The organism is Congregibacter sp. (genome assembly GCF_965660375.1).
Taxonomy (GTDB): Bacteria; Pseudomonadota; Gammaproteobacteria; order Pseudomonadales; family Halieaceae; genus Congregibacter.
Map to the genome: position 1 here is coordinate 21559 of NZ_CBFHZO010000128.1, position 17091 is coordinate 38649.

A 17091-nucleotide genomic window follows, 5' to 3' on the forward strand; every position below is an offset into this window, starting at 1 on the left:
GAAATTTATAATATATTAACGAATGTGGGGATGCTGATGAGTCTACTACCGACTGGCTCGCAGCAACTAATATAAAAAAGGTAGCCAAAATGCAAAAACAGCAGCAGCTGGACCAGTGGGTCCGCGCCGTCGCCGAGTCCGGTGAAAAGCTTAGAGGGACTGAGCGGCGAAATTTTCTAAAAAACGGCCTCGCACTTCTCGGCGGAGCAGGGCTGACAAGCGCAGCTTCGGGCGCGCTATCGGAGGCAATGCCCCCGGGCATACCCTCCTGGACTCGCAGTCTTGGTTCTGCGGTGAACACCAACCCCTACGGAATGCCGTCGCCCCACGAGTCAAACGTGCAGCGACGCACAGTGGAGTGGCTGACAGCGGATAAGATCGCGTCAGTCAGTTTTACCCCTTTGGCTGACCTTAAAGGGATCATCACACCCAGCGGCGTGGTGTTTGAGCGATACCATGCCGGTTTACCCGACGTTGATCCCAATCAGCACCGTTTGATGATTCACGGCATGGTGGATCGTCCTCTGGTCTTCAGCATGGAAGACCTCATGCGCTTTCCATCGGTGAGCATGATTCGCTTTCTTGAATGTCCTGCTAACGGTGGTATGGAGTGGCGCGCTGCGCAGATGGACCGATTACAGTTTTCCCACGGCATGCTGTCCTGCTGTGAGTGGACAGGGGTTCTGCTGTCGACGCTTTTGCAAGAGTGTGGTGTGCAAAAGGGTGCGAAGTGGATTCTGGCCGAAGGGAGTGATGGTTCTCACATGAGTCGCAGCATCCCCATGGAGAAAGCCATGGACGATGCCCTCATTGTCTACGCGCAGAATGGCGAGGCGCTGCGCCCGGAGCAGGGTTATCCGGTCCGGCTGATCAACCCCGGGTGGGAAGGTAACACCTGTGTGAAGTGGCTCCGTCGTCTGGAGATCGGTGACCAGCCCTGGTATCACCGTGAAGAGACTTCCAAGTACACCGATTTGCTGCCCAGTGGTAAAGCGAGAGAATTCACTTTTGTGCAGGAAGCCAACTCGGTACTGACCAACCCCTGCCCTGAAAAGCCACTAACAAAACCCGGCAAGATGTGGGTGGAGGGCCTGGCCTGGTCCGGCAGAGGACGCATCAAGCATGTGGACGTGTCCTTTGACGGCGGGGTGAGCTGGCGGGAAGCGCGCTTTACCAGTGTTGTAGAGCCTCGCGCACTGACCCGTTTCGGCGTGGAATGGGACTGGAATGGCAATCCGGCGCTGCTACAAAGTCGCGCTGTCGATGAAACCGGTTACGTGCAGCCCACCTACCGGCAACTGCGCGATGCGCGGGGGTCATCATCGATTTATCACAAAAATGCAATCCATACCTGGAAGCTCAACGGTGATGGGAGTGTCGTCAATGCGCAACTTGCTTAATGAATGCCGTGCGATCGTTGTCACTGCGGCCAGTGTCACTTGCCTGTTTGTCACGGGCTCAACGCTAGCTGCTGATGATGAGCGGTTTGGCTACGGAAGTCCCGCCACGGCGGAGCAGATCGCTGGCTGGGATATTGACGTACGTGCCGACGGAAAGGGTTTGCCCCCGGGTGAGGGTTCCGTGGAGGATGGCGAGTGGCTTTACGAAGAAAAATGCGCCCTTTGCCATGGCTCTTTCGGAGAGAGCGTGGGAGGGTATCCTGCCCTTGCGGGAGGCGAAGGCAGTCTTACAGATCCGAGGCCCAAGAAGACGGTTGGCAGTTACTGGCGCTATACCAGTACCCTTTGGGACTATATTCATCGGGCTATGCCGTTTACGCAGCCCGAGTCATTGAGTGACGACGAGGTTTATGCGATCACCGCTTACGTGCTTCATCTCAATGATATTGTTGACTATGACTTTGTTCTGACGCAGGACAACCTCTCCGATGTTCACCTGCCTAACGAGGACAACTTTATTCCCGATCAGCGTCCCGATACGCGTAATAAACGCTGTATGAAGCGTTGTAAGGATCCCGCCAACGTGGAGGTGGTGTCAGAGGCCGCAGCGTATATACCCGAAGGAGGCCCCGATGCACTTTATAGTGAGGTAGAGGCGCAGGACGATGGCCTCGTTACCACGGTCACTGGTGGCGGTATTTACGAGCGTCACTGTGCACTGTGCCACGCCGAAGGTATTGGCGGTGCCCCCATGCTTGGTGATACCGATGCCTGGGCGCAACGCATCGGACAGGGCGTCGATGTCCTGTATCGCCACGCCATTGAGGGCTACACCGGCGAAGAAGGAATCATGCCGCCCAAAGGGGGCTTTGTGAATCTTCCTGACGATGAAGTCAACCTGGCTGTGGACTATATTGTGGAGCAGAGTCAATGAGGAGGGGGTTTATGTCTACCCGACAATTATCTGGCGCGCACCGCTTGTCCGCCGCTTTACTGCTCCTGGGATCCATGGCGACTTTGGGGAGCGTCACTGCTCATGCCGCCGACAGTGCGGCCATTGCCGAGGGAAGAGAAATTGCAGCTGATCGCAATCGCGGCAACTGCTACTCCTGCCATATGGCTGAGGGCGCGGAGATGACCGGCAACGGCGGTCCGCCGCTGATGCAGATGCAGCTGCGGTTCCCGGAACGGGAAGTGCTCAAAGCCCAGATTGCTGACCCGCGTATTAGAAACCCCAATACGGTGATGCCGCCTTACGGTGCCCACGGGATTCTTACCGAGCGCGAGCTGGAGCTCGTGACCGACTACATTCACTCACTTTAAATAAAAGAAAACACAGGAGTATCCCATGCAGGGAACATTAACAAGACGGCGTTTCGGTCAGGCCATAGTGGCCTTCGCAGCGCTTGCAACCCTACCGTTACAGGCCTTTGCGCGTAGCAGAGAAGCGTTTCAGGCTGTTAAATCCGACGCGGCAATCACATCGCTCTTTGGTGACAAGCCCGTGACAGAGACCGACGGCTTCGAGTTTAAGGTGCCCGATATTGCGGAGGATGGGTCCATTGTCCCGGTAACCGTGAGCACAGACATGGAAGGGGTTAAATCCATTGCCCTGCTGGTCGACGCCAATCCCAACCCCCTTTCGGCGCGTTTTCATTTTATGCCCGGAGCGGTGCCAGAGTTCAAAACTCGAATCAAGATGGGCGAGAGCTCCGATGTGCGCGCAGTCATCGAAACTGCTGATGCACTTTACGTGGCAACCAAGAACGTCAAGGTAACCCTTGGCGGTTGTGGCGGCTAAACAAGCACAGAACGGAGAAGCAACATGGACGTAAAACCAATCAAGATTCGCGGTCGCCTTCGCGGTGACAAGGCTTCAGTTAAGTGCCTCATGCCGCACCCCATGGAAACCGGTGTACGCAAAGACCTGGATGGCAACAAAATCCCTGCACATTTCATCGAGACGGTGACCTGTACCAAAAACGGCGAAGTGTTTATTTCCGCTGACTGGGGGGCTTCTGTTTCCAAGGATCCTTACTTCGGTTTTGTGGTAGCTGACGCCAAGGAAGGGGATGTGATTGAGGTGAGCTGGAAAGATAACCTTGGGAATACTTCCTCTGGTGATATCACTCTGTAATACAGCGAGGACTCTCTCCATGCTACCTACTTTGAGGCAGGGTGTTTATACAGCGTTACTTCTTGTGATCGGGGCTTCAGCGATGGCGGGCCCGGAAGAGGATCGCGCCGCGCTTCGTGCATTTTACGAGCAGCGGTTTCCCGATGTGGCGCTCGATGCTCACGGGGACGGTGCTTACGCGCTGGATGCAGATAAGCGTGACCAGTGGCTGGAGATGGAAGATTTTCCGCCCTATGAAATTGCGATAGATGATGGCGCCGAGCTTTACGACTCGCCGTTGGCCGACGGCAGTAGTTATGAGGATTGTCTGGGTGATGGCGCGCCGGTGGTCAAGCAGCATTTCCCGCGCTTTGACCCCGAGAGTGGCCAGGTAGAAACTCTGGAGCAGCGGATCAACGGCTGTCGCACCGCCGCGGGTGATGAGCCCTGGGACTACCTTGGGGCTGAGATGAGCTCCCTAATGGCGTTTATTGCTTATGAATCCCGTGACGAGACCATTGCGGTTGAAGTCCCCGATGACCCCCGGGCACAGGCGGCCTACAACGACGGAAAGGAGTTCTTCTACACCCGTCGGGGGCAGCTTAATTTCGCATGTAGCAGCTGTCACGTGTCCATGGCGGGGAATGCCCTTCGCGCTGAGCGTTTGAGTGCGGCCCTGGGGCACACGACACACTGGCCGGTGTATCGTCTGAAATGGAAAGAAGTGGGCCCTCTGCACAAGCGATTTATTGAGTGCAACTCGCAGGTGCGTGCCGTGCCTCTGGAAGCTCAAAGCGAGTCCTACCGAAACCTGGAATATTTCTTGACCTATATGAGCAACGGCATGGCGCTCAATGGGCCGGCGTCACGCAAGTGATGCGCTACGCAGCAAAGAGGCGTTTATGAAAAAAATAATACCTTTTGTGATGGGACAGAGCTTGTTGCTGTCCCTTGCGCTGAGTCCTCTCGTCGCTTTAGGTGATCCGGCGGAGACGCTTGCCCGGGCGAGTGAATTACATCAGCAGGCCCTGGCGCAGGAGCACGGCTGGGCAGTGACGGAGCCTCTGATGGAAGAGGCAAGAGCGGCGATGGAAGCCGGGGATAGTGAGAAGGCGCAGTCCCTTGCAGACCGCGCGCTGCTCGTTGCGGAGCAGTCACTTAAGCAGGCCGAGACAGAGAAATCCGTCTGGCAGACACGCGTGGTGGGCCGCTAAGGCAACTAGAGTCCGTCCTTTGATCGGCGACAGATTGCTGTGCCGTTCACTCACTCTTTGAGGAGTCGCCCTTGAATCGACGAGAGTTTATCCAGTTATTGCTCCAGGGCGCCGCTGTTGCAGGAACCGGCGCCTATTTCGGCAGCGCGCAGGCCAGCGCCCGCGCCCTTTACAATCTTGAGAGTTTCGGTAGTGCCCGCCTTCTGCATATGACCGACTGCCACGCGCAGTTAAATCCCATTTACTTCCGTGAACCCAATGTGAACATCGGCCTGGGGGAAGCTTTTGGCCGCTGGCCGCATGTGGTTGGCCGCAATCTGCTGAAAGAACTGGGAGATATCTCGGCCCGGGATGCCCATGCATTTACCTATCTGGATTTCGTGCAAGCGGCGGAGAAGTTCGGACGGGTAGGGGGCTTTGCCCACCTCAAAACCCTGGTGGATCAATTGCGTGGAGAAGTCGCCGATGGCGGTAGCCTGCTCCTTGACGGTGGCGATACCTGGCAGGGCTCGGGCACTGCGTTGTGGACCCGCGGGCGAGACATGGTGGAGGCCACCAACATCCTCGGCGTAGATATCATGACAGGACATTGGGAGTTTACTTACCGGGAGGAAGAAATTCTCGAAAATATCGAAGCATTCAATGGTGAATTCCTGGCGCACAATACCTATGCCACAGAGGACGCCCTCTTCGACGGCGTACCTGTCTATGATGAAGATACCGGTCATGTGTTTAAGCCTTACACCATGCGTGAGCTGAATGGTCATCGCGTTGCGGTGATTGGCCAGGCCTTTCCCTACACGCCCATCGCAAATCCGAAACGCTTCATACCCAACTGGACCTTCGGTATACGTGATGAAGAGCTGAGCCAGCTTGTGGAGAGTATTCGTAGATCGGAAAAACCCGACGCGGTGGTTTTGCTCTCCCACAACGGCATGGATGTGGATCTCAAGCTTGCAAGTCGGGTGACGGGCATCGACTTCATTCTTGGCGGGCACACCCATGATGGTATGCCACGCCCCATCGAGGTAGAAAACAGCGGTGGTAAAACCGTCGTGACCAATGCGGGAAGCAACGGGAAGTTTGTCGCCGTGCTGGACCTGGAGTTTGGCAAAGACGGTGTCAGCGGTTACCGCTATAAACTACTTCCGGTGTTTTCAGAGTTACTGGCACCCAACACCGCGATGCAGGCACATATTGATGCCGTGCGCGCCCCCCACCGGGAAGTACTGGAAGAGGAGCTGGCTGTTGCCGACTCCCTGCTGTACCGACGGGGAAACTTCAACGGCAGCTTTGATCAGCTCATAGTGGATGCCATGCGTCAGGAGCTCGATGCGCAAATAGCCCTGTCCCCCGGGTTTCGCTGGGGAACCACGGTGATGCCCGGTGAAGCGATCACCATGGACCGCCTCCTTGATCAAACCTGCATGACGTATCCCGAAACCTATGTGCGCGAGATGACTGGCGCGGAGCTTCGGAATATTCTCGAAAGCGTTGCTGATAATCTCTTCAATGCCGACCCCTATTATCAGCAGGGGGGAGATATGGTGCGCACCGGCGGCTTTAACTACCGTCTCGACCCTAAAGCTGCCATGGGGTCCCGTGTGTCAGACATGACACTGGCCAACGGCAAGCGGATGCAGGATAGCGGGTCTTACAAGGTCGCTGGCTGGGCGACAGTGGGCTCTCAATCCACCGGTGATCCGGTTTGGGAAGTGGTGGCGCGCCACCTGCGAGCGCAAAAGTCCGTGCGTATTGACCGTCTTGAATCCCCCACGCTTGTGAACGTCGGCGGAAACCCCGGGATAGCGGACTACAGTGGCACCCTAAGCTGAAACACCTTCGTCGAAGGCCTGAAAAACGGTGTCACCAGCTAAGGGTTGCGGCAATGATCTGCTCCAGAAGCTGGTGCACGGCAGCATAGTCGGGCTGCTCCAGTTCCGGCGCACGAATGCTCAAATGTACGGTGTCCGGATCGGCACTGAGTGTATAAATAGAGATGCTGTAGGGGCAGAGGGTGATGTTATGGGGATTGCTCAGGGTGAGCTCATAGGTGAGCTCTGCACTGCAAAACAGCAGTGACTCGGCATTTTCATACACCTGCTTTTGGGCGCCCGTGGCATCGGCAGTGCGTTGGAGCATGCTCGCCAGGTGCGCCGTGTAGGAAATCACCAGCCCCTCCCCCTGGATTGCCAGCACCAGGTCGTCACGAACGTTGTGATAAAGCCCTTCTGTTTTATAAATCCAGGACGATCCGACTATCTGCGGCTTGGGCAGTGACTGGGCCCCGCCAGGACTTCCAAAGAGCAGCAAAGCACAGAATACAATCAGCGCTGTTATCGGGGTCAGCCCTTTGCCGGGTCTGCGGGGGTTCATCATGCTGATTCCTGGGATTTGATCATTGGTCGCTGTGCATAAAGTCTATCGCGATCTCCACAAGCTCGTCGGCATAAAGATCGCGAAAAAAATGATCCGCGCCCTCTATTTCTTCGACGGTCACTGTCGGAGCCCGTTCTGCCATAGCTATAGGAAGCCCCGAGGCAATCTGGTCATCACTGCCTGCCACGACAAGTACCGGTAGGGATAAGCGGGCAAGGACTGTCGGGGTATCGCGTAGGGGGTCCCTGCGATAATAGGACACAAAGCTGGCCGCAGTAGCACGCGTGTTGTCGCAATACAGCAAACCTACCTTCCCGGGCATGGGGGTATCACCTTCCCCCGCCGCCACCCGTGTCTCTGCCTCGGCGAGAACCTCCTCAAGGGAGCTGTTATGACGGGTTTCGTAACTGGTTCGAGTGGCGTCCCAGGACCATTGTGGTGGTGCGATGAGCACCAGCCGGGTGATGTTTGGGTCGGCACCATCCTTTGCGTACCGCGCCAGTTGATTGGCGCCCCGGGAGTGGCCAACAGCCGTAATCTTCTCTACACCCTGTCCCGCCAGCCAGCGGGACCAGCGTGCCAGTTCTGTGCTCGCATCGTCTTCACGGTGTCGGTGCACACTGTCGCAGGCAAAGGCTCCGGCGCGGTTATCGATGCCGAGGCTGAGATTTATCGCCAGGGTGCTTACGCCCTCATCGCCCAGGAGTATCTCCAGGGCCTGGATGATCTCGGTATCTCTGTGGGAAAGCGTTCCGTGCAGAAGAAGCGCGACGTCACCACCGGGCCAGCTATCACTGCGCAGGAGCCGTCCTGACAGCACCGGTTCCTGATCATCGAGCTGGACCTCTTCTGCTACGATCGTTGTGGCCCCGAAGCAAAGAAAAGTGAGCGTGAGGAGGCGCGTAAAAAGGCGCGTAAAAAGCCGATTAAAAACGGTCTGGCAAGTACTGGTTTTCATGGGAAACATCGCCGATACTCTTTTTCGAAAGACATTGTACGTACTGCGCGGTGTTGAATACCAGCTGCGACAATACGGCACTTTTTACCGTTGAATCAGGAGCTTTTGATGCGATCTTTTTTACGCAATGCCATTATTTTGCCCGTCCTCGTATCTGGGGCGATGACCGCCGGTAATTCATGGGCAGCAGAGCCGACTCTTGGCCCGGTCGTGCCCAACTTTGGGCCGGTGATGGCGCCACCCGCAGGCTCCTTTAATCTTGACCCGGATGTGCACTACAAAGTGTCCATGGACATGTACACCACACCGGATTTTCCCGGTGACCAGAATCGGCACCTGACATCAGCAGCCCGATTTTTGAACATGCACGCCCGCAATGGCATACCCGCGGAGAACATCGAATTTGCGCTCATCGTTCACGGTAAGGCGGCGAAGGATCTGCTGACTGACGAGGCCTATGAAGAGCGCTACAACGAAGCAAACCCCAACACGCCATTGCTTGAGGAACTGCATGCGGCGAACGTGCCCATTTACCTGTGCAGTCAGACAGCCGCCTTCCGTGGTATGGCGCCGGAGGAGTTCAGTCCCACGGTGACCATGTCCCTTTCCGCGATGACGGCTCATGTGCGTCTGCAGCAGGAAGGCTACACGCTCGTTCCCTTTTAGGAATAAGCACGGGCTCCCCCGTGCTGTTCAGGGCTGTTTGTCGGGGGCTGCGTTTAAGATCTCGCGGACGGAGTCCGGTACCGGGGTAGGTTTGCGGCTGTCGCGATCCACAAAGACCTGAATGAAGCTCCCCTTGGCCAGCGCTTCACCGTCGCTTACCCGGTGCATGGCAAAGCCCAGGGTCGCGCTCGTGTTGCCCAGCCTCTCGTAGCCAACCTCTACTTCCACTTCATCGCCCGCATGGCACTCATGGATGTAGTCGCAGCTGGCGTTCACGGTAAAAACATAGGAGGGGAGTTTGCTGGTGTCGCTCCAGTCAAAACCCAGCTTATGCATGTAGTTGCCCGCGACCTCGTCAGCAAACACCAGGTAGTTGGCAAAAAACATATGTCCCTGGGCGTCCGTATCCCGAAAGCGGACTCGCATGATCTCTTTGTAGCTATTCTTGTCACCAGTGTGCACGGTCATTCCTTTTTCAGTTGCTGGGCTAATTCCTGCAGGCGGCTGATCTGCCGGCTAATTGATTCCAGTTCCTCGCCCAGTTCCTCGCGAAGCTGGTCCTGCCCCGCGGCAATGCTGTCCCGGGCCTCCAGAACCTCCTGCTCGGTGTAGTGTTCCACGGCGTCCATGATTTTGCACATGCGGCGTTCAAAAGCCCTGTCCCATTCCCTTTTTGGCGATAATAAAGAGCCGGGGTAATCGCAGCATCACACTCCCATCAGACAGCCTGGGGTAAGCCATGCTAATGCGTTCAAGATAGTCCGCCTCAAAAGCGTTCTGTTTGGAGGCAGGAAGCATATCCAGAAAGGGCTTGAGCCCCGTGGTCTTAAACCAGGCCACAATTTCCTCGGGACCGGAGAGCGGATGGTGATAGTGCGTCTCCCAGATACGCAGGGACTCACACAGCGGTGAAAGGCATTCGTAGTATTCCCGAGGGGACAGCAGCGCGCCGCGGCTCGAGGAGAAATCCTCAAGATGCCCTGCGTAGTCAGGAGATTCCGCGACGTCTCTCATCAGGCGATGGCTCGGTTCCTCCAGGTTATTGGGCATTTGTAGTGCTAACACTCCTCCCGGGGCCAGCGTCGCCATGAGACGCGGGAGCAATGCACGGTGTTCCGGCAGCCAGTGAAGACTGGCGTTGGCGAATAACATATCCGAGGCTTGGGCGGGTGCGAAACGGGCGATGTCTCCCTCGCTGAAGCGTGCTTTAGGCACCCGGTGCTTCGCGCGGGCAAGCATGGCGGGGGACTGGTCGATACCGTGTATGGCAGCGTCAGCCCAGCGTTCTGCCAGCAGTGATGTGGACAGTCCCGATCCACAGCCGAGGTCGGCGATTGTTGTCGGGTTGGCACCCGGCAGAGCAGTGATCAGGTCTGTTACTGCCTGCTGCCGTTGGTCGGCAAAATTGTCGTAGTGCGCTGCATTCCAATCGCTCACGGCGTGGACTCATGATACTGGGTTTTACAAGCCTGCCCTTAGATACCTCGGGCGTCCAGTGCTGCGCGAATGCGCCGGTGCTCAGCCTCGTCTATGGGAAAACGCCACATCATGGCAACGGAAGTCAGCTTAAAGATGATGCTGGGCACGGCATACAGCACCGCCAGCAGACGAACGTTCTCGGCAGAGTTGTCGATGGTGGCATCAAAACCCGCCCACTCCAGTGCAGGGAAGATCAGACCTACCGCCAAGGCGAAAGCCAGCTTGGATGCGGTGCCCCAGAGCGCAAAGAACAGACCCGGTCGCCGCCGGTTATTCTCCAGCGCATCCCATTCAATTAGATCCCCGTTGATTGCCGTGGGGAGTGCAAGGTCAGCGCCGATCATGAGCCCCGTGCCCACCACAATCATGGTGTAGAGCGCCACGTCACCGCTGCCCAGAAACGGTGCCAGGGCAAAGAACACACAGGAGCCAAGCACGGCAACACACCAACTTTGGTGTTTGCCCCAGCGTTTGGAAATGGCGACCCAGACCGGCACCGATAAAGCACTGCAGACAAAGTAGCCAAAGAGCATGGGGCCTGCGATACCGGGCTTTTCCAGCACGTGAGTGACGTAGAGCAAAAACAGGGTAGCGGGGATAGCGTTGCCCAGCCCGTTGAGCAGAAAGGCAATGAGCAAACGACGGAAAGGCGAGGGGCGTCCCAAGAGGTCCATGGCCTCTCGCAGGGTGCTGCTCTGGCTATCCACGATGGAGCGATCAGGGACCACTGTAGCGGCGAGGGGTGTGCTGATCACAAGTCCCGCAATGGTCAGCAGGGTTATCGCAAAGAGTGAATCCGCGAGCGCGCTGTTGTCGCTGTTATCCACCAGCAGTAGCGCAGCAAGGGTGCCCGTCAGACCGAACACCACCCGGGCACCGGAGATGCGGCTGCGCTGGTGATAGGACGCACTGAGTTCTGCACCCCAGGCATTCATGGGCACGATGCTCATGGTGCCTGCTACGTAGATCGCGAGCGTAGCCAGCAACAGAAAATTGTTTCCAGCGCCCTCGGGTGGATTGAAAAGTATCCAGACGGCTATTGCGATCAGGGGCGCGCTACCGACTACCCAGGCTTTACGCCGTCCCCAGGCTGCCGGAGTGCGATCCGAGAGATAACCCACCACGGGATCGGTAATCAGGTCCCACAGTCTTGCCGCGAGAAGAATCCCGCCCACGGCCGACAGGCTTAATCCCAGAGACTGTGCGTAGTAGGTTGGGACAATCACCTGCAGCGCGATAAACGCGCCGGCGAGGGGGAAAGCCAGGGAGCCGTAAGCGAAGAGGACCGCGAACGTTGGAGTTTCGCTCTCGCTAGCGTCCCGCATGTTTGTATTTTCCATGCGAGTTATACGCACCCACAGAGAATTGGACGTTAACGCAGACTCAGATAGGGGTGTCCGGGATCGCGATCAAAGGCCTGGCCAAAGCTGCGTAGTTTGAGCTTTGAGCCCTCCACCTCCAACAGATCTTCACCGATTGCGTCGGCGTAGCTGATTTCACCGAGGAACAGTTGATCAAGGAGCGCTCGATCCAGTCGCAGGGTCACGTCTGCATCGGCCGCCAGCACCGGCTGAATATCGAGGATGCTGTTGCGGAGGTGCAGGGTGTAGGCCTCATCGGTATCCGTCAGTTGGTAAGCCACGCTTACGGTTTTTCCGTCAGCGGTCTCGGCATCAACACGGAAGCGCAGCAGGTTGAGAAGCTGTCCCGTATCCAGCTGAGTCGGGTCAAAGCGCTTCTTCTGCATGCCAATAAGCACGTTCCTGGGGACCACCGAGCCCTCAAGCTCGCGAGCCGATGTGAGATAAAACCCCCGCCAGTTGGTATTGGCTGTGTTGTAGCCAATACGTCGCAGGGCGGCGGCTTTGAGATAGCGGGCCTGCATGTCTTCGCGATCGATACGCACGAGGTAGGCAGTGAGTTCGGCGGCCCACTGGTCATCCTTTGCCTCGAAGGCTGCCTCGGCTTCGGCGAGCACGCGATCGCGACCTCCCATTAGCTCCACCAGCCGCCGGGCTTTTTCCAGGCGCGGGAGGGGGTCCAGTTCAGCGGGATCGCCATTCCACCAGCTAATGTAGGCGACATAGAACTCACGAACATTGTGCTTCACCGTGCCGTACATCTCCCGGGTCCAGGGGTCGCGATCCATAGACGATGGAAGAGCAATGGCATTGGCCAGGTCGTCGGGTGTATAGCCCTTGTTGATCAGTCGCAGGGACTGATCATGGGTGTACTGTATGGCGTCCCGATAGATCGTCAGCACGCCCTGAATTTCCTCCCGTCCCGCCACGGGTTGACCGTGACTGGGCACGAGATGCAGGGCGTCATAGGCTCGCATGCGGTCGATGGCGCCAACCCATTTGATCGCGTCCCGGGGTTTGGTGCCGCGCAGGGAATGCAGGTTGGGGTAATTGGGTCCCTGGATTTCATCCCCCGTGAGCATGACCTTATAGTCCGGCAGCCAAACCGCAAGATGGCTGGCGGACTCGCCACCGGTTTGAAAAAGCTCCATGCGAATACCCGCGATGGTCAGCGCTTCGCTGCCATGGATAAAACGGTTGGGTGGGATGTAGGAACTGAGCTCGCTACCGAGTGTGTAGCCGCAGCAGGAAATATGATAATCCCGCCCGTCAGTGACCGGGTCGAGAAGCTGTCCGTACATGTAAAGGGCGCGGACACCCATAATCGGCGCTGTTACCTGGTTTTCGTCTTCAAGTTCCCGGAGAAAATTTTCGGCGGCGATGACCTGCACCTCGCCGGATTCGGCATCTTCACCATTGATAAAAGCGCCGGCGCCGCTGATATGGTCAGCGTGATGATGGGTGTAGATCACGGCCTTGACGGGCTTGTCAGAAATTTCGCGAAAAGCCTTTTCCGCCACGGAAGCGTGGGCTGTGGCCGTGGTGGTATCAACAATGATGAGACCGTCGTCGCCTTCAATCATGATGACGTTACCGAAGCCCCGGTTGGGCGTGTTGTAGTCCCAAACCGGTGTATCCCCAATCTGAAAGAGTTCCTCTTCAAGGTATCGAGCGTGCGCTTTCAGATAGTCCGGTGAGCTGAAGGGCACCGCGTAGGGGTTTTGGCCGCCATTGACCGTAACAGCGATATCCATCGGATCCTTTTCCTTTGTACAGCCCGTCAGCAAGAGGGAAAAAGCCAGCAGGAAGCTGGTGGTCAGCTTTGGAAATGTCATAGAAGGTGCCTCTGGTTCGCGCTGTTATTGGAATTATCCGCCTTGGCGTTCCCTGTCCGTTTATGAGACCCAAGGCGAGGTCTGAAGTTTGTCGCGTGAAAGTCTCAAACGCGAGCTATACTTTTTTTAACTTTCACTTTTACAGGTCAACGATAACAGCTGGAGAATAGCCATGGATATTATGGAATTAGGTGCATCAATGCTGTCTGAAAAACTGGGTATGGATTTGGATCCCGGGGCAGTGAGCGAGGCCTTGGGCGGTTTACTGTCAAATGCCGAGGGCCAGATCGACTTTGCGGGAATTGCCAGCAAGATGGCAAGCAGCGGTGATCTCGGCGCTATTGTCGGTTCCTGGCTGGGGGACGGCGAAAATTCGCCGATTTCTGCCGAGAGCCTCTCCTCGATTTTTGGCAGTGACAAGCTCGCGGAGTTCGCGGGCAAACTGGGAACCGATGCCGAGACCGCCAGCAGTAGCCTGGCGGATGTCTTACCCCAGATGATGGATAAGTCCAGTAGCGGCGGTAGCCTTCTGGATATGGCCGGTGGTGCCGGCGGACTGCTGGGCGCCGCAAAGTCGCTCTTTGGCTAAAAGCGGGTTGACTCAATTTCGCTTCGCGCAAGTTTGGGTGGCAGAAAGTCCATCGTGCTGCGGTATCCCGCTTCAAACAGCGTCGCTTTAAGCTCCGGCCCCAGGGTAAACGCAACCGGCGATACGTCGCCGGTCTCTACAACGATGGTCGATAACCAGAAGGCCTCGTTGATGTATTCGTGGGACAGGGTGGTCATAAATGTGTGGATGAGCATCGCAAGATAGTTGCTCAGGGGGATAACAGGCTTGCGGCTTTTCAGGTTCAAGGCCCCGGAACCCCGAAGCTTGAACACCACCACCGGTGTTCCCGCCCCGGACCAGTCCCGGCGGAGCGCTTCCTCGGACAGAATGCTCCCGTCCGCCATCACTTGCTCGCCCAGAGTTTTAAAACTGAAGAGTAGCGGGACGGACATGGAATAGCGCACCGCCTCGGAAACCCGCATCCGGGGGGTGACGGCAGCATTAAAAATCACCGCTTTGCCCGATCGCACGTCGGTAGCCACCACGCTGAGATCCATATCCAGGTCAGAAAATCGCCGCCCCTGCATTTTCTCGTCCATCCAGCTTTCGAAACGATCGCCGCTCGAGAGACCACCGGTTCTCAACAGTGAAATGAAATTCTGTCCCAGGAATCGGGAGAAGTCGGTGTCATCAGATATCTGTCGAATGGCAGTGAGGTCATAACCGCCCGCGAGGAGGGCAGCGACGATGCTGCCGCCCGATACTCCGACAATTTGTCTGAACTCAATCGCCAGCTCTTCAAGGGCCGCCAGAATACCAATGTGTGCTGGCAAACGCGCTCCGCCTCCCGCAAGCACGGGTACAATGTGCGCCGGACGCTCCTGATCATTGCTACTCCGGTCCCCGCTGATCTGCCGATTGTGGCTCTGCTTGTCGCTGCTTTGCATATCGCTGCCTTGCCCATTGGAGATATCTGCCATTGCCGATACACCTTGGCTTTGCTCCGCATTACTATACTCTCAGTTCTTCATCGGTGAAGTGATCAATAGGTGGATACGGTAGAGGGTGTACACGGGCCGCAGGCCATCGACAGCGTCAGTGATGGCACACCGGGGTATCTCCATCAAAGCTTCGGTCCGGTCGAGACTTCGCATCGTTCATGACAGAAAGCGTGTTGATCGACCTGGAAATGTGGCCAGTTAACGAGTCTGAGTGTTAAATTCGCGTCGCAGACTAGCCGATACGGTTGCCGGGAATTCATAGTGTTACGAGCATTGTTTTATGTGGAGCAGAACTATTGCTTTGCGATTCTCCGCCCGCTGCAGGCCGAGATTCTGGGTCGTGGCGGCGAGGTGCGCTGGTTTTTCGTTGGCGATGAAGTCGATTCTGGCTACCTGAGCGCCAGCGAGATAGCGCTGTCATCAGTAACGAAGATCCGGCAGTGGCAGCCGCACGTCGTGTTTGTCCCGGGGGACACCGTGCCCCGCGCTATCCCCGGACTCAAGGTTGAGGTCTTTCATGGATTTGCGGCGGGGAAGAGCTACGGTCGGGGTAGGGATGCGCATTTCGCCATCCGCGACTGTTTCGATCTGTACTGCACCCATGGGCCGTCCAACACAGAGCAGTTCCAGCAGCTCGCAGAAGAGCACGGCCACTTCCAGGTTGTCGAAACTGGCTGGCCCATGGTCGACGCCCTGTTCACGCCGCAGGTAAGGAATCCCTATGTCGACAGCGTCGATACGCGTCCAACGGTCCTGTTCTGTTCTACGTTCTCACGCCGTTACTCCTGTGCCGAAACTCTCTACGACACTGTGTGCGAACTTAAGGCGCGTGATAGATTTCGCTGGCTGGTGCAGTTCCACCCGAAGATGTCGGTCGAGACTATCAACAAATACCGCGAAATTTCTGATGAGAACCTGCAATTCATTGAAACCGACAATGTCATCCCCTTACTGCAGGCCGCAGATATTATGCTTTGCGATACCTCTTCGATCCTGATGATGTTCCTGCTTCTGCACAGACCCGTCGTCGCTTTCCGGAATCAGAATCCGGGCCCGCATTTGATAAATATTAGTGACCCGGCGGAGCTAGAGCAGGCACTTGAAAATGGCTTGTCCGAAGATTCACAGCGCGATGCAGCTATTGAGCAGTACGCCCGGCAGATCCATCCTTACCGGGACGGCCTCTCCAGTGGACGAATTGTTGATGCAGTACAGCAGATTATTGAGGAGGGCTTGCAGGTCCGTCGAAGCAAGCCTCTGAACCTGGTTCGCGAGCTGAAAATGCGTAGAAAACTCAAGTTCTGGTGGCCGTGATGGCTGAGACGGAGTCACCTGCGCGGCAAAGCTTGTCGGTGCTTATCATAACCAAAGACGAAGAGGATCGGATCGAGCGTTGCCTCGAGTCAACGAAGGAGCTGGCTGACGAGATTATCGTGCTGGACAGCGGCAGCACTGACAAGACGCTTGATATCGTAGCGCGCTACACCGATAAATTCTTTTCCACTGACTGGCCGGGCTACGGTCGACAAAAGCAGCGGGCTCTCGACAAAGCCAGGTGCGACTGGGTGCTGAGTATTGACGCCGACGAAGCCCTGGACAGGGAGATGCAGCAGTGGCTCACGGAGTTTTTGGCGCAGGAGCAGCGCGACGTTGTTGGCGCCCGATTGCCCTGGGGCGTCACTGTGTATGGCAAGCGCCTTGATCATGGGCGCAGTGCTCGAGCGCCGCTGCGGCTGGTGAGGAGAGCGGGTGCCAGCTTCACCGATGCGCAGGTACACGAAGAACTTCGCACTGCCTCCGGGACAATCGTAAGGGCTAACGGAAGGTTGCTTCACTTTACGAGCCGCAATTACGGCCACTCCCTGGAAAAAAATGTGAATTACAGTTGGCTTAGTAGCCAAAAATATTTCGACAGCGGCCGACGCTGTCACTCTCTAACTATCGCCCTGCTAAAGTCGTGGTGGGTGTTTTTTCTCGTCTACATAGTCCGCCGCGGCTTTCTCGATGGCCCTGTGGGCTTTCTGGTTGCCATCAACTATGCGCAGAATAGCTTCAACAAGTACGCGGGGTTGTGGACTTTGACCCGCGAGGAGAAGCGCGCGGCAAAAAACGAACAGCAGTAAAATATTGGC

20 protein-coding genes are annotated in these 17091 nt (G+C 56.7%); 12 read left to right on the top strand and 8 right to left on the bottom strand.

The genetic code is table 11. The features are described 5' to 3' along the window. The first annotated feature begins 89 nt into the window (after positions 1-89). The 8 genes from soxC (at position 90) to soxB (ending at position 6565) form a co-directional block, all read left to right on the top strand. Positions 90-1400 carry a sulfite dehydrogenase gene (gene soxC, locus ACTG3T_RS13535; protein WP_439102814.1) on the top strand — a complete coding sequence of 437 codons (1311 nt, stop codon included), beginning with the start codon at positions 90-92 and terminating at the stop codon, positions 1398-1400. Beyond that, the gene (locus ACTG3T_RS13540; RefSeq protein ID WP_439102815.1) at positions 1384-2334 is read left to right on the top strand and encodes a c-type cytochrome; all 951 of its coding nucleotides are present in this window, start codon (positions 1384-1386) and stop codon (positions 2332-2334) included. The genes soxC and ACTG3T_RS13540 overlap by 17 nt, the downstream gene beginning before the upstream one ends. Before the next feature lie 11 nt (positions 2335-2345). Further along, complete coding sequence (gene soxX, locus ACTG3T_RS13545; RefSeq protein ID WP_439102816.1) at positions 2346-2723, top strand: sulfur oxidation c-type cytochrome SoxX; 378 nt, start codon at positions 2346-2348, stop codon at positions 2721-2723. Between the two features lie 25 nt (positions 2724-2748). Next, the gene (gene soxY / locus ACTG3T_RS13550; RefSeq protein ID WP_439102817.1) at positions 2749-3201 is read left to right on the top strand and encodes a thiosulfate oxidation carrier protein SoxY; all 453 of its coding nucleotides are present in this window, start codon (positions 2749-2751) and stop codon (positions 3199-3201) included. Positions 3202-3225: 24 nt separating this feature from the next. After that, positions 3226-3537: a thiosulfate oxidation carrier complex protein SoxZ gene (soxZ, locus tag ACTG3T_RS13555; protein WP_439102818.1), complete on the top strand. Its 312-nt coding sequence runs from the start codon at positions 3226-3228 to the stop codon at positions 3535-3537. A gap of 19 nt (positions 3538-3556) precedes the next feature. Further along, positions 3557-4393, top strand: coding sequence for a sulfur oxidation c-type cytochrome SoxA (soxA, locus tag ACTG3T_RS13560; protein ID WP_439102819.1), 837 nt, complete (start codon positions 3557-3559; stop codon positions 4391-4393). A 25-nt stretch (positions 4394-4418) separates the two neighbouring features. Beyond that, positions 4419-4730 carry a hypothetical protein gene (locus ACTG3T_RS13565; RefSeq protein WP_439102820.1) on the top strand — a complete coding sequence of 104 codons (312 nt, stop codon included), beginning with the start codon at positions 4419-4421 and terminating at the stop codon, positions 4728-4730. Between the two features lie 71 nt (positions 4731-4801). Next, positions 4802-6565, top strand: a complete 1764-nt coding sequence (gene soxB / locus ACTG3T_RS13570) for a thiosulfohydrolase SoxB (RefSeq protein WP_439102821.1) — start codon at positions 4802-4804, stop codon at positions 6563-6565. Positions 6566-6596: 31 nt separating this feature from the next. Here soxB and ACTG3T_RS13575 read toward each other — a convergent pair whose 3' ends face one another. Next, positions 6597-7109 carry a hypothetical protein gene (locus ACTG3T_RS13575; RefSeq protein ID WP_439102822.1) on the bottom strand — a complete coding sequence of 171 codons (513 nt, stop codon included), beginning with the start codon at positions 7107-7109 and terminating at the stop codon, positions 6597-6599. A gap of 19 nt (positions 7110-7128) precedes the next feature. Next, positions 7129-8067, bottom strand: a complete 939-nt coding sequence (locus tag ACTG3T_RS13580) for an alpha/beta hydrolase (RefSeq protein WP_439102823.1) — start codon at positions 8065-8067, stop codon at positions 7129-7131. A gap of 108 nt (positions 8068-8175) precedes the next feature. Between ACTG3T_RS13580 and ACTG3T_RS13585 the strand changes: the two genes are divergently transcribed. Continuing rightward, positions 8176-8733 carry a DsrE family protein gene (locus ACTG3T_RS13585; RefSeq protein WP_439102824.1) on the top strand — a complete coding sequence of 186 codons (558 nt, stop codon included), beginning with the start codon at positions 8176-8178 and terminating at the stop codon, positions 8731-8733. 27 nt (positions 8734-8760) lie between these two features. On the opposite strand, the gene ACTG3T_RS13590 is transcribed toward ACTG3T_RS13585, so the two are convergent. Genes ACTG3T_RS13590 through ACTG3T_RS13610 form a run of 5 tightly spaced genes read right to left on the bottom strand, consistent with a single transcriptional unit; the run spans position 8761 to position 13408 of the window. Beyond that, complete coding sequence (locus tag ACTG3T_RS13590; RefSeq protein ID WP_439102825.1) at positions 8761-9201, bottom strand: acyl-CoA thioesterase; 441 nt, start codon at positions 9199-9201, stop codon at positions 8761-8763. After that, positions 9198-9362, bottom strand: coding sequence for a hypothetical protein (locus ACTG3T_RS13595; RefSeq protein WP_439102826.1), 165 nt, complete (start codon positions 9360-9362; stop codon positions 9198-9200). Before ACTG3T_RS13595 ends, ACTG3T_RS13590 begins: the two co-directional genes overlap by 4 nt. A 19-nt stretch (positions 9363-9381) precedes the next feature. Then, entirely contained in the window at positions 9382-10170 is a 789-nt protein-coding gene (gene tam / locus ACTG3T_RS13600; RefSeq protein ID WP_439102827.1) for a trans-aconitate 2-methyltransferase, read from the bottom strand. Positions 10171-10208: 38 nt separating this feature from the next. Then, positions 10209-11537 (bottom strand): MFS transporter, encoded by a 1329-nt coding sequence (locus ACTG3T_RS13605; RefSeq protein WP_439102828.1) that lies wholly within the window; start codon positions 11535-11537, stop codon positions 10209-10211. Positions 11538-11584: 47 nt separating this feature from the next. Further along, the gene (locus tag ACTG3T_RS13610) at positions 11585-13408 is read right to left on the bottom strand and encodes an alkyl sulfatase dimerization domain-containing protein (protein ID WP_439102829.1); all 1824 of its coding nucleotides are present in this window, start codon (positions 13406-13408) and stop codon (positions 11585-11587) included. A 172-nt stretch (positions 13409-13580) separates the two neighbouring features. Here ACTG3T_RS13610 and ACTG3T_RS13615 point away from each other — a divergent pair, with 172 nt between their 5' ends. Then, positions 13581-13997: a YidB family protein gene (locus ACTG3T_RS13615; protein ID WP_439102830.1), complete on the top strand. Its 417-nt coding sequence runs from the start codon at positions 13581-13583 to the stop codon at positions 13995-13997. On the opposite strand, the gene ACTG3T_RS13620 is transcribed toward ACTG3T_RS13615, so the two are convergent. Next, positions 13994-14938, bottom strand: coding sequence for a patatin-like phospholipase family protein (locus ACTG3T_RS13620; protein WP_439102831.1), 945 nt, complete (start codon positions 14936-14938; stop codon positions 13994-13996). The genes ACTG3T_RS13615 and ACTG3T_RS13620 overlap by 4 nt on opposite strands. 282 nt (positions 14939-15220) lie before the next feature. Between ACTG3T_RS13620 and ACTG3T_RS13625 the strand changes: the two genes are divergently transcribed. Beyond that, the gene (locus tag ACTG3T_RS13625) at positions 15221-16273 is read left to right on the top strand and encodes a CDP-glycerol glycerophosphotransferase family protein (RefSeq protein WP_439102832.1); all 1053 of its coding nucleotides are present in this window, start codon (positions 15221-15223) and stop codon (positions 16271-16273) included. Continuing rightward, the gene (locus ACTG3T_RS13630; protein ID WP_439102833.1) at positions 16273-17082 is read left to right on the top strand and encodes a glycosyltransferase family 2 protein; all 810 of its coding nucleotides are present in this window, start codon (positions 16273-16275) and stop codon (positions 17080-17082) included. The genes ACTG3T_RS13625 and ACTG3T_RS13630 overlap by 1 nt, the downstream gene beginning before the upstream one ends. Positions 17083-17091: the final 9 nt, after the last annotated feature.